The organism is Stenotrophomonas sp. YJH_SMC_6 (assembly GCF_059371335.1).
In genome coordinates this window covers 21118-33236 of the sequence record NZ_JCAFUM010000004.1, presented here as the reverse complement: position 1 = coordinate 33236, position 12119 = coordinate 21118, and the positions used below count along the sequence as shown (strand labels likewise).

Sequence of the window (12119 nt, the reverse complement as noted above, 5' to 3'; positions counted from 1 at the left end):
GTTGGCAGGCGGCCGCTAACCCGGTGCGCTTCCTGCGCCGGGCGGGTCCCGGCGGCCGGTGGCCTGCGCGACGGATCGCGCGCCTGCGCGGTGCCCTCGCGGTGCCGGTCGTCCTGAACTGCCTTGCGGACCCCTCCATGCCTTCTTCCCGTTCCGCCGCTGCCCGCCGTCCGGGCAGCATCGCCCACAAGCTGATGCTGGGCACCGCTGTCATCGCGCTGCTGTGCTTCGGCCTGACGGCGTTCCTGATCTATCGCCAGGCCAGTGCCAGCCTGATCGATGCCTCGCGCCAGACCATGACCAGCGAGGCCAACGCCGAAGCGCGCCAGGTCGCCGCCGACCTGGGCACGGCGTTCGCCAGCAACGATGCCATGGTCGAAGCCGTGCTCGCCCAGCGTGCGCGGGGTGACGTGCCTGATCGCGCCAGCCTGGCGGCCGTGCTCGGTGAGCAGCTGCGTACCCACCCGGAATGGCTGGGCAAGAGCACCATGTGGGAGGCCGACGCCTTCGATGGCAAGGATGCCGAGTTCGCCAATACCGAGATGCATGATGCCAGCGGCCGCTACATGAGCTACTGGGCCTGGCATGACGGCAAGCCGCAGCAGTCGACCATGACCGACTACACCGAAGCCGCCGACGGTTCGGCCGACTGGTACGTGGTGCCCAGCCGCGACAAGCTGCCCAAGGTCAGTGAACCCTATGCCTACGACATCGCCGGCCAGCAGGTGCTGATGAGCACGCTGAGCTCGCCGATCGTCGAGAACGGTACCTTCCTCGGCGTGTTCACCGTCGACTTCTCGCTGGCGGCGCTGCAGAAGCACCTGGCGACGCTGACGCCGATGGGCGCAGGCCGCGTCGAGCTGCTTTCGCCCAACGGCGTGGTGCTCGCCTCGGCGAATGCCGCCGAGATCGGCAAGCCGCGCACCGACGCATTGACCCGCAGCATGCTGGCCGACATCGCCGCCGACCGCCGGTTCGAAGCCTTCACGCCCGATGCAGCCGGCAACGTGCGCGTCTACGTGCCGCTACGCGTGGGCAATGCCCCGCAGCGCTTCGCGCTGGGCGTGGTGATGCCGCACGCGGTGATCGTGGCCGAGGCGCGCCAGCTGCTGTGGTTGACGCTGCTGGTGGGCGTGGTGGCCGCGCTGACGCTGAGTGCCGGTGTCTACGTGCTGCTGCGCCGCCTGGCGATCCGCCCGTTGGCCGAAGCGGTGCGGGTGGCGGGTGACGTCGCCGCCGGCAAGCTCGACAGCACCTTGCCTGCGCGCAGCAACGATGAAGTGGGCCGCCTGCTGGACGCGATGCAGGGCATGCGCGGGCAGCTGCAGGCGGTGATGGCGGCGCAGGCGGAAATGGCGCGCCGCCACGATGCTGGCGAGCTGAGCTACCGCATGGACGCCACTGCCTTCCCCGGCGAGTACGGCCGCATGGTGGCCGACAGCAACCAGCTGGTGGCTTCCAGCAATGCGGTCACCCAGCGCCTGGTCGAGGTGATGCAGCGTTACGCGGTGGGTGACCTCAGCGTGGACATGGAAGCGCTGCCGGGCGAGAAGGCGGTGTTCACCGCAGCGATGGCCACCACCAAGAGCAACCTGGCCGCGATCAACGAGCAGATCCAGCAGCTGGCCGCCGCCGCGGCGGCCGGCGACTTCGCTGTACGCGGTGATGCCCAGCGCTTCGACCACGATTTCCGCCGCATGGTGGAGACCCTCAACATCATGATGCAGGTCAGCGATCACAACCTGGCTGAGCTTTCGACGCTGCTTCGCGCGATTGCCGCCGGCGACCTCAGCGCACGCATGCGCGGCGATTTCCATGGCGTGTTCGCGGTGATGCGCGACGATGCCAACAGCACCGTGCAGCAGTTGACCCAGATCGTCGGCCAGATCCAGCAGTCGGCCGCCAGCATCCGCCTGGCGGCGGGTGAGATCGCTGCGGGCAACAGCGATCTCTCGCGTCGTACCGAGCAGCAGGCCGCCAACCTGGAAGAAACCGCCGCCTCGATGGAGGAGCTGACCTCCACCGTGCGCCAGAACGCCGACCACGCGCTGCAGGCCAATACCCTGGCAGCATCCGCCGCTGACGTTGCCAGCGAGGGCGGGGAAGTGGTCAACCAGGTGGTGCAGACCATGGAGCAGATCGAGGCCTCCTCGCAGCGCATCGCCGAGATCATTTCGGTGATCGACGGCATCGCCTTCCAGACCAACATCCTGGCGTTGAATGCGGCGGTGGAAGCGGCGCGGGCCGGTGAGCAGGGCCGCGGCTTCGCGGTGGTCGCCAGCGAAGTGCGCGCGCTGGCGCAACGCTCGGCGGGCGCAGCGAAGGAGATCAAGGAACTGATCGACGCATCCGTGGCGCAGGTCGGTGCCGGTGCGCAGCTGGTGCACGGTGCGGGCCGTACCATGCAGGCCATCGTCGGCCAGGTGGGGCGCGTCAACGAGATCATGGCCGAGATCTCGGCTGCGTCGCGCGAACAGTCCGCCGGCATCGAGCAGGTCAACCAGACCGTGGTGCAGATGGATGAGACCACCCAGCAGAATGCCGCGCTGGTGGAGGAAGCCAGCGCCGCGGCGCGGGCTATGGAGGAGCAGGCCGAGCAGCTGGCCGTGGCGGTCTCGCGCTTCCGCCTGCAGGCCGAACCGGAGGCCATGGCCCGCCGCGCGGCCTGATCCCGGAAACGAAGACGCCCGGCGGGGGCCGGGCGTCGGTTGCATCCTTGCCGCGCATCCTGCGCAGGTCTGATGGCTCAGAACATTCCTTCAAACGGGTTCCAGCTGGTACGTCCTTCCACCTTCTCCAGGTAGTAGCTGTAGTTGGTGCTGGAGGCGACCAGCAGGTTCATGGCGATGAACAGCATGCGCCCGACGACGTCCGGAAGGAACATGGTGATGATGGCCAGCGCGATGTTGATGCCGATCACCACCAGTGCCTTGCGCCACATGCCAAGAATCAGCAGGTAGATGGCACCGAAGAACAACGCGAAGAAGTTCAGGTTGATCTTCAGGCGGTCACCAAAGGACAGCGCCTTCCAGGCCTGCTTGAAGCCGGGGTTCTTGGGGGCGCCGTGCTGGCGGAAGAAGTTGAAGCGGAACTGCCACTTCGGGCTGAACTGGGACAGGTCAGTGGTATTCATTGGGGGAGACATCCCTGTGAGAAAACGTTTTCATGATAGGACAAGTCCTATTCAGGATCCAAGCGTCACCGTCAAAAATGTGACGCCTGCCTTGTTCCGGCTGCTGCGGCAGGGGCGCGCACCGTCACCCGCCCGCCTTGTTTTTAGGATAGGGTGCGCAGTTCCGCTGCCGCACCAGCTGAATCCGTGCGGCGGCGGGATGTCCATGGAGGTTGCATGACCACACCTGCTACACCGGAAAACGCACCGGGACCGGTGCTCCTGCCGACACCTGAAGTGGTGCAGGCACAACAGCTGCTCGCACGCCAGCAACTGGCGGTGGCGATGGACCGTGCACGCACGGCGGCTACGCAGAGCGCGGCGCCCGCCGCCGCATTGGAAAGCGAGTAATCCGCAACACCGCCGATCGCGCTGGCCCGTCGCCAGCGCGATCGCGGCGGACGCTCTTGGTCAGAACCGCGCGGTCATGCTGAGGAAGTAGCTGCGCCCGGCCACGAAGTAATCGGTGGAGCCTTCCGCATACAGCTTCTTGTCGGCCAGGTTGCTGACGCCGCCACGCAGGGTCAGTACCTCATTGACGTTCCAGGCGGCGGTCAGGTCATACAGCGTGTAGGCCTTGAGGAAGGTCGTCGCCGTGCCGGCCTGCCTGCCGGTGTACTGCGCCGACAGGCTGCTGGAAAACACCGCGTCGGGCGTCCAGTCCAGCGACGAATAGCCCGAGAATTCGGGGGTATCGATCAGGTTGCGGCCGGTGGTCAGGTTCCTGGCTTCCTTCATCCATGTCGCCGAGGTGCGCCAGCGCCAGTGCTCGCCGAAGCGGACATTGAAGCTGCCTTCCATGCCGCTGGTGCGTGCGCGCTGCACGTTGCTCATCCGCGTCCACCAGATGCCGTTGAACCTGCCCAGCGGTGCGTACTCGATCTTGTTCCTGAAGTCGGTGTGGAAGTAGGTCAGGCCGGCATCGACCAGATCGTTGTCGAAGCTGATGCCGATTTCGCGGTTGGTGCTGGTTTCCGGGTCCAGGTCCGGGTTGCCGGCCATGTAGCAGCCGCCGCGGGTATAGCCCAGCGGAATCAGCGAGGTGCAGCCACGGCCACCGGACTGGGTGGCGGCGCTGGCGGAGTTCTCGGTCAGGCTGGGGGCGCGGAAGCCCTTGGAAACGCCACCGCGGATGGTCCATTGCTCGGCCGGATGCCAGACCAGGTAGGCGCGCGGGCTGACGTGGCCACCGAACGTCTCATGGTGGTCCAGGCGCGCGCCCAGGGTCAGTGCCAGGGTGCGGTGCAGCTTCACTTCGTCTTCGACGAACAGGGCCCAGGTATCCACTTCCAGATCGGAGCCGCTGACGGCATTGCCGGCATAGTCGATCGGCGCGCGGCCGATGGTGTCGGTGTTGGTCAGCTCCTGGCGCTTCCACTGGCCGCCCACGGCGAACTGGTGTTCAACGCCGAGGGTGAACGGCGTGGTCAGGCTGCCCTCGATGATCGTATCGGTGGCTTCGGAACGGCCGGTAGCACCGATGTCGTTCCTGTACTCGGTCCAGTACGCACTGATCTTCGAATTGCCGAAGCTCCACTTGCCATCGTGGTTGAGCGCCAGCGAGCTGCGCTTGAGTTCGCTGGCACCCCAGGCGCCTTCATCCTGCTTTTCCAGCGAAGCGTCGATGAAGGCCTGCTGCACGCCATGGCCGGCTTCGAGCGACAGTTCCTGCGCGTCGCTCAGTTTCCACTGCAGCAGCGCATCGACATTGCGGTCCTTCTCGCCTGCATACGCGTTGCCGTAGACACCACCATTGGAGCGATCCGAATCGCGGCGCATGCTGTTGGCACCGATGCGCAGGCCGAAGCGCTCGCCGAGCGGGCCGGAGAACGTCGCACCGATCTGCTGGGTGTCGCCGCGCTTGCCGTCGCCCGGGCGGGTATAGCTGTGGGTGGCGCTGCCGCTCCAGTCATCACCGATGCGCCGGGTGATGATGTTGATCACGCCGCCCATGGCGTCGGAGCCATACAGCGACGACATCGGTCCGCGCACCACTTCGATGCGCTCGATCTGGTCGGGCGAGATCCAGTTCAGGTCCTGGCGGCCCAGGTCCGGCCGGTAGTTGGTCGAGGCCGAGCTGCCCATGCGCTTGCCGTCCACCAGCACCAGCGTGTAGTTCGACGGCATGCCGCGCAGCTTGATCTTGGACTGCTCGCCAACCGCACTGAGGCCACCGGTCACGCCGGGCACGCGGCTGAGCAGGGTGGCCAGGTCGTGCACCGGCTGGCGCGCGATGTCCTCGCGGCTGATCACGCTGATGCTGGCCGGCGCATCCTTGATCCATTGCTGGTTGCCCGAGGCGGTGACCACCACGGTATCCAGGTCCTTGGTGGAGGCATCGGCGCTGGCCTCTGCAGCGGCCACGCCGGGCAGGGCCAGCAGGCAGGCGGTGGCCAGGGCACTGGCCAGGCGGGTGCGCGGCAGGCGCGCGGAACGGGAGCGGAACGGCTGGGACATGACGGCTTCCATCGAATGAGGGGGGACCGGATGGAAGCAGCGGGCACACGCAGACAAGCAGGCAGGCCCCCTTCCATGGGTCGTAGGGCGCACGGTTCGGGCCGGCGCAGCTGGGTGGGTCTCGGCCGTACGGAAGACGGCGACCTGCCTGGTTAATGAAATGATAACCGTTCGCGTTTGTTACGATCCAGTACCCGGTGCCACGAAGCGACATTCCGCTGCGCGGTCCGCCATCGCCTGCTGTTTGCTGAATGGGGATAAATCCCGGCGTAGACCTTCGCACTCGGCTTACATCCGGCGCCCTAGACTGGGCCGCATTTTCGATTCCGCCCCGTTGGAGATCGTGTGGGTTCCGGTAGTGACAGACAGCGACTGTGCGGCCAAGGGCCGGTACAGCCAGGACAAGTGCGGGCGCCGGGAAGGCGCGCCGGGAACCTTCGCGCATGCAGCCCGGCCGGGACGGCCGGCCATGCCGATCGTGGGGAGTAAGCGGTGATGGGGGGTCACACCATCCACGCGGAAGCGGATGCGCCCCGGCTCGACGCCGGTTGGGCGCTGCTGCCGGCCGAATCTCCGCTGCCGATGCCCGAACAGACCCTGCGCGAAGGCAAGCTGAAGGTCCGTCGGCACCGTACCTCGCCACGCCTGATCGGCCTGCGCCGGTTCTACATCTTCGGCGGCACCCTGGCCATGACCGCCATCGCCACCCGCATGATGTGGCGGGTGCTGTCGGCCAATGGCATCAGCGTGCTGGAAGCCTGCCTGCTGGTGCTGTTCGTCGGCCTGTTTGCCTGGATCGCGCTGTCCTTCGCCAGCGCCGTGGCCGGCTTCCTGACCGCCGTGTTCGACCGTGGCTATCGCCTTGGCATCGACCCGGACAAGCCGCTGCCGACCGTGCACAGCCGCACCGCGCTGCTGATGCCGACCTACAACGAGGATCCGCGCCGACTGCTGGCGGGCCTGCAGGCGATCTACGAGTCGGTGGCCGCCACCGGCCAGCTCGAACGCTTCGACTTCTTCGTGCTCAGCGATACCCGGCGCGAGGACATCGCACGCGCCGAGGAGCAGGTATTCGCCGAACTGCGCGAGCGCGTGCCGGACGGCCAGACGCGGCTGTTCTACCGCCGCCGTGGCGACAACAGCGGGCGCAAGGCCGGCAACATCGCCGACTGGGTGCGCCGCTTCGGTGGCGCTTACCCGCAGATGCTGATCCTGGACGCCGACAGCCTGATGACCGGCGACAGCATCGTGCGCCTGGTGGCCGGCATGGAACACAACGCCGATGTCGGCCTGATCCAGACCCTGCCCTCGGTGATTGGTGGCCGCACCCTGTTCGCACGCATGCAGCAGTTCGGCGGTCGCGTGTACGGCCCGGTGATCGCCCGTGGCGTGGCCTGGTGGCATGGCGCCGAGAGCAACTACTGGGGCCACAACGCCATCATCCGCACCCGTGCCTTCGCCGACCACGCCGGCTTGCCAGCGCTGCCGGGGCGCAAGCCGTTCGGCGGCCACGTGCTCAGCCACGATTTCGTCGAAGCAGCGCTGATGCGCCGTGGCGGCTGGGCCGCGCACATGGTGCCGTACCTGGGGGGCAGCTACGAAGAAGGCCCGCCGACCCTGACCGACCTGCTGGTGCGCGACCGTCGCTGGTGCCAGGGCAACCTGCAGCACGGCAAGGTGGTCGGCAGCCGTGGCCTGCACTGGATCAGCCGCACCCACATGCTGATCGGCATCGGCCATTACTTCACCGCGCCGATGTGGGCGATGCTGATGCTGATCGGCATTGCGATCCCGCTGTTCCAGGAAGGCATCGATTTCAACGCCCTGCTGCACCTGTCACCCAGCGTGTACTGGCGGGCCCAGGACGAGGAGCAGGTGGTGCGCCTGTTCGCCGCCACCATGGCGGTGTTGCTGCTGCCCAAGGTGCTGGGCTACCTGGCGATGCTGCTGGACCCTGTCGACCGCCGCGGTTGCGGCGGTGCGATCCGTGCGTTCGTGTCGATGCTGGTGGAGACCGTGCTGGCCGCACTGATGGCACCGGTGGTGATGTACGTGCAGTCGCGCGGCGTGGCCGAAGTGCTGTCCGGCCGCGATTCCGGCTGGGACGCACAGCAGCGTGACGATGGTGGCATCTCGTGGATGGCCTTGATCCGTGGCTACGGCGGGCTGGGTGTGTTTGGTGCGTTCATGGGTGTGCTGGCGTGGGCGGTGTCGCCGTCGCTGGCAGCCTGGATGGCGCCGGTGGTGATCGGCATGGTGCTGGCCGTTCCGGTGGTGGCGCTGACCTCCTCGCGCGGCCCGGGTGCCTTCCTGCATCGCCTCGGCCTGCTCGACATCCCCGAAGAGAACATTCCGCCACCGGTGCTGGTGCGCGCCGCGCAGCTGCGCCGGGAAGCCGCCGAGCAACCGCCGCTGTACTGATGGCCCTGCACCAGCGGCATAATGCGGCTCGAACTTGAAGGAGCCGCATCATGCTGCAAACGGTGGAACAGGAAACCGGCGCCTCGCCACAGTGGTCGGTAATCTGGCTGCACGGGCTTGGCGCCGACGGCCACGACTTCGCGCCGATCGTGCCGGAACTGGTGCGTCCGCACTGGCCGGCGCTGCGCTTCGTGTTCCCGCACGCACCGGTGCGGCCGATCACGATCAACAACGGCGTGCCGATGCGCGGCTGGTACGACATCGTCGGAATGGACTTCCGGTCGCGTGCCGACATGGCCGGCGTGCAGGAGTCGGTGCTGCAGCTGGATGCGCTGATCGCACGTGAGATCGAGCGCGGCGTCGCGCCGGAGAAGATCTTCCTGGCCGGCTTCTCGCAGGGCGGGGCGATCATCCTGACCGCCGCGCTGGCGCGCACCGCGCCACTGGCCGGCCTGATCGCACTGTCCACTTACCTGCCGGAAGCCGAGAGCGCCAGGCGCGTTGACGGTGCGGTGCAGGTGCCGGTGTTCATGGCCCATGGCAGCAGCGACCCGGTGATTCCGCAGGCGGTGGCCGTACACAGCGCGCAGGCCCTGCAGGCGCTGGGCCTGGAGGTGGAGTGGCACAGCTACCCGATGGCCCACCAGGTCTGCGCCGAAGAGATCCAGGCGCTGGGTGACTGGCTGCAGGAACGGTTGGGCGCTGCCTGAGCCATGCCCCCGGCCAGCACATCGCCGTGGATGCCGGAACTGTGCCGCCTGCCGCGGCTGGCGGCGATGCTCGGCCTGGCCCAGCTGGTGGTGGTGGTGCTGGCGCTGGCGCCCGATGGCAGCCGCCACTGGACCTTCGGCGAGCTGCTGTCGGCCAGCGGCTTCGCGCTGTGGCTGGCGCTGGCGGTGACCGCCAGCCTGTGCCTCCTACGGCAGGCACTGTCGAGGCTGCCGCAGGTGCTGGGCGCTGTCGCGGCGATCGCGCTGGCGACCCTGATCGCCGTGGTCTGTGCCGGCATCGTGCATGCACTCTACGCGGTGCTGGGCGACAACTTCGCCCGCGGCATCAGCTTCTGGCGCTTCACCCTGGGCAGTGCGGCAACCACGGCACTGATCGCCGCACTTGCCCTGCGCTACTTCTATGTGAGCGATCGCTGGGCCGCGCAGGTGCAGGCCAACGCGCGTGCCCAGGCCGACGCGCTGCAGGCGCGGATCCGGCCGCACTTCCTGTTCAACAGCATGAACCTGATCGCCAGCCTGCTGCATCGCGATCCGGCGGTGGCCGAGCGCGCGGTGCTGGATCTGTCCGATCTGTTCCGTGCTGCCCTGGGCGCGGGCGAGGGCGACTCCACCCTGCGTGACGAATGCGAGCTGGCCGAGCGCTATCTGTCGATAGAGTCGCTGCGCCTCGGCGAGCGTCTGCAGGTGCGCTGGCAGCGCGATGAGCCGCTGCCGTGGGACCTGCCACTGCCGAGGCTGGTACTGCAGCCGCTGGTGGAAAACGCAGTGCTGCATGGCATTTCGCGGCTGCCCGAAGGCGGCACCATCGAATTGCAGCTGGTGCGCGAGGGCAACGAGCTGCAGATCCGCGTGCGCAATCCCGCGCCCGATCCGCAGGCGCCGGGGTTGGCGCTGGCGCGCGGTGCCGGCCATGCCCAGCACAGCATCGCTCATCGGCTGGCCTGGCGCTTCGGCGCCGCCGCGCGGATGACGGCTGGCTGGAGCGAGGGCTACTATGCCTGCCAGGTGACAGTGCCGATCCAGTGAGGGGACGACCGTGAGGGTAGTCATCGCCGATGACGAACCGCTGGCGCGGGAACGCCTGCGCAGCCTGCTGGCGGCGCAGGACGGGGTGGACGTGGTGGCCGAGGCCGGCAACGGCGAGCAGGCCCTGCATGCGTGCGCGGAGCTGCAGCCGGACCTGGTCCTGCTGGATATCGCCATGCCCGGGCTGGACGGCCTGGAAGCCGCCCGCCACCTGGCCAGCTTCGAGCCGCGCCCGGCGGTGGTGTTCTGCACGGCTTATGACGCGCATGCGCTGTCGGCGTTCGAGGCGGCGGCCATCGATTACCTGATGAAGCCGGTGCGTGCCGAGCGACTGGCGGCAGCGATCGCACGTGCACGCACGTTCCTGGCCGGCCGCGACGGCCAGCCGCAGGACAGCGGCGGGCAGCAGGCCCGCAGCATGCTGTGCGCACGCCTGCGTGGCAGCCTGCGGCTGATCCCGCTGGACGACATCCACTACCTGCAGGCGGAAGAGAAGTACGTGGTGGTGCACCATGCGCGCGGCGAGGACCTGATCGAGGAGTCGCTGAAGTCGCTGGAGGAAGAGTTCGCCAGCCGCTTCATCCGCATCCATCGCAACTGCCTGGTGGCGCGCCACGAGCTGGTGGAGCTGCGTCGAGGCACGGGTGGTCAAGTGCAGGCGGTGCTGCGGCATGGCAAGCAGCCGCTGGAAGTCAGCCGCCGCTGCGTGGCGACGCTGAAGCAGGAACTGCGGCATCTGTGAGTGGTCCCGCGCGGCCTGCGGCCGCGACTGCTATGAAATCAACAGCAACAGCAACAGCGGGTCATGGCTCGTTGTTTCTACGTGCTGGGTTGGGCCGGGGTGGGGCGGCGGGACACGCTGCAAGTACATCCATGTAGCTCGATGGCGCCATCCATGGCGCCAACGGTCCCGCCGCCCCACCCCGGCCCAACCCTCTCGTTCTTCAACGCATCGGACAGCAAGAGCATTGTTGTTATCGGCTTGGAAAGAGGGGTCAGATCCCTTTTCCTGCGGAAAAGGGATCTGACCCCGGAAGCCGTCGGCTGTTGCTTTTGCTTCTGCTTTTTTCTTTTGATCTTCCGTGGCTGACGCGCACTGAAGCTGTCAGAGGTCGGGCGGGGTGGGGTCGCGGGGGTGTCCGCGGCATGGATGCCGCGGCCAAGCCTCCACGGACGGATTCACGGCGTCCCCCGTGACCCCACCCCGTCCGGCCAAGCGCGGCTGTTGCTTTCACGACCCCTCCGCCAGCCACGAGGGGCTCCGCCGTTGGCCGTATCCGCGCCGAAGGCGCGATAATGACCGGATGGAAACCGTCCGCATCGCCACCCGCAAGAGCCCGCTCGCCCTCTGGCAGAGCGAACACGTCGCCGACCGCCTGCGCCAGGCCCATCCCGGCTTGCATGTGGAACTGGTGCCGATGAGCACCCGCGGCGACGAAGTGCTCGACCGTTCGCTGGCCGCCATCGGTGGCAAGGGCCTGTTCCTGAAGGAGCTGGAGCTGGCCATGCTGCGCGGTGAGGCCGACTGCGCGGTGCACTCGCTGAAGGACGTGCCGATGGAACTGGACCCGCCGTTCGCGTTGCCGGCAATGCTGACCCGCCACGATCCCGCCGATGGCTTCGTCTCCAACCTGTACGCCTCGCTGGACGCGCTGCCGATCGGTGCGCGGGTCGGGACCTCGTCGCTGCGTCGCCAGGCGCAGCTGCGCGCGCTGCGACCGGACCTGGAACTGCTCGACCTGCGCGGTAACGTCAACACCCGGCTGGCCAAACTCGACAACGGTGGCTACGACGCCATCGTGCTGGCCGTGGCCGGCCTGGAGCGTCTGGGTCTGGGCGAGCGCATCGTCGCGCGCCTGCAACCGCCGCAGTGGTTGCCGGCCCCGGCGCAGGGCGCGGTGGCGGTGGAGTGCGATGGTGGCAATGCGCGGCTGATGGCGTTGTTCGCCCCGCTTGATGACGCGGCCACGCGTGCCTGCGTGGAAGCCGAGCGGGCGATGAACCGTGCGTTGCATGGCAGCTGCCACGTGCCGGTGGCGGCCATCGCGCAGTGGCAGGGCGATGACCTGCACCTGCAGGGGCTGGTTGGCAGCGCCAGCGACGGCCGTGCGGTGCGCGCCGAAGCCGTGGGCCCAGGCAGTGATCCGGAAGCGCTGGGCCAGCGCGTGGCGAAGCTGCTGCTGGACGATGGCGCCGGCGAACTGCTGAACGTCTGAGCCACCGCGGGTAGTCCCGGCCGCTGGCCGGCAACCTCGTGCCCAGTTGAATGCAGTTGCCGGCCAGCGGCCGGCACTACCGGAAGAAGAACGGGC

General features: G+C 67.9%; 9 protein-coding genes. 7 read left to right on the top strand and 2 right to left on the bottom strand.

Annotated features, from left to right (window positions below):
* Positions 1-137 precede the first annotated feature (137 nt).
* Positions 138-2669, top strand: a complete 2532-nt coding sequence (locus tag AC5P9N_RS05155; protein WP_099484402.1) for a methyl-accepting chemotaxis protein — start codon at positions 138-140, stop codon at positions 2667-2669.
* A gap of 77 nt (positions 2670-2746) precedes the next feature.
* Here AC5P9N_RS05155 and AC5P9N_RS05150 read toward each other — a convergent pair whose 3' ends face one another.
* Positions 2747-3133, bottom strand: a complete 387-nt coding sequence (locus AC5P9N_RS05150) for a DUF2628 domain-containing protein (RefSeq protein ID WP_024957921.1) — start codon at positions 3131-3133, stop codon at positions 2747-2749.
* A 216-nt stretch (positions 3134-3349) separates the two neighbouring features.
* On the opposite strand from AC5P9N_RS05150, the gene AC5P9N_RS05145 reads away from it, so the two are divergent.
* Complete coding sequence (locus AC5P9N_RS05145) at positions 3350-3523, top strand: hypothetical protein (RefSeq protein WP_005411154.1); 174 nt, start codon at positions 3350-3352, stop codon at positions 3521-3523.
* Positions 3524-3583: 60 nt separating this feature from the next.
* Here the strand turns inward: AC5P9N_RS05145 and AC5P9N_RS05140 are convergent, their stop codons facing one another.
* Positions 3584-5629, bottom strand: coding sequence for a TonB-dependent receptor domain-containing protein (locus AC5P9N_RS05140; RefSeq protein WP_049418129.1), 2046 nt, complete (start codon positions 5627-5629; stop codon positions 3584-3586).
* 495 nt (positions 5630-6124) lie between these two features.
* On the opposite strand from AC5P9N_RS05140, the gene mdoH reads away from it, so the two are divergent.
* From mdoH to hemC, 5 genes are all read left to right on the top strand, one after another.
* Positions 6125-8050 (top strand): glucans biosynthesis glucosyltransferase MdoH, encoded by a 1926-nt coding sequence (mdoH, locus tag AC5P9N_RS05135; protein WP_049395441.1) that lies wholly within the window; start codon positions 6125-6127, stop codon positions 8048-8050.
* A 50-nt stretch (positions 8051-8100) separates the two neighbouring features.
* A complete protein-coding gene (locus tag AC5P9N_RS05130) occupies positions 8101-8760 on the top strand; it encodes an alpha/beta hydrolase (RefSeq protein ID WP_099484401.1) in 660 nt (219 codons plus the stop codon).
* Positions 8761-8763: 3 nt separating this feature from the next.
* A complete protein-coding gene (locus tag AC5P9N_RS05125) occupies positions 8764-9807 on the top strand; it encodes a sensor histidine kinase (protein ID WP_180863539.1) in 1044 nt (347 codons plus the stop codon).
* 10 nt (positions 9808-9817) lie between these two features.
* Complete coding sequence (locus tag AC5P9N_RS05120; protein WP_012481330.1) at positions 9818-10549, top strand: LytR/AlgR family response regulator transcription factor; 732 nt, start codon at positions 9818-9820, stop codon at positions 10547-10549.
* Between the two features lie 562 nt (positions 10550-11111).
* Positions 11112-12023, top strand: a complete 912-nt coding sequence (hemC, locus tag AC5P9N_RS05115) for a hydroxymethylbilane synthase (protein ID WP_099484400.1) — start codon at positions 11112-11114, stop codon at positions 12021-12023.
* Positions 12024-12119 lie beyond the last annotated feature (96 nt).

Coding starts and splice junctions, on each gene's coding strand:
- AC5P9N_RS05155 (WP_099484402.1), top strand. CDS start 138: ATGCCTTCTTCCCGTTCCGCCGCTGCCCGCCGTCCGGGCAGCATCGCC.
- AC5P9N_RS05150 (WP_024957921.1), bottom strand. CDS start 3,133: ATGAATACCACTGACCTGTCCCAGTTCAGCCCGAAGTGGCAGTTCCGC.
- AC5P9N_RS05145 (WP_005411154.1), top strand. CDS start 3,350: ATGACCACACCTGCTACACCGGAAAACGCACCGGGACCGGTGCTCCTG.
- AC5P9N_RS05140 (WP_049418129.1), bottom strand. CDS start 5,629: ATGTCCCAGCCGTTCCGCTCCCGTTCCGCGCGCCTGCCGCGCACCCGC.
- mdoH (WP_049395441.1), top strand. CDS start 6,125: ATGGGGGGTCACACCATCCACGCGGAAGCGGATGCGCCCCGGCTCGAC.
- AC5P9N_RS05130 (WP_099484401.1), top strand. CDS start 8,101: ATGCTGCAAACGGTGGAACAGGAAACCGGCGCCTCGCCACAGTGGTCG.
- AC5P9N_RS05125 (WP_180863539.1), top strand. CDS start 8,764: ATGCCCCCGGCCAGCACATCGCCGTGGATGCCGGAACTGTGCCGCCTG.
- hemC (WP_099484400.1), top strand. CDS start 11,112: ATGGAAACCGTCCGCATCGCCACCCGCAAGAGCCCGCTCGCCCTCTGG.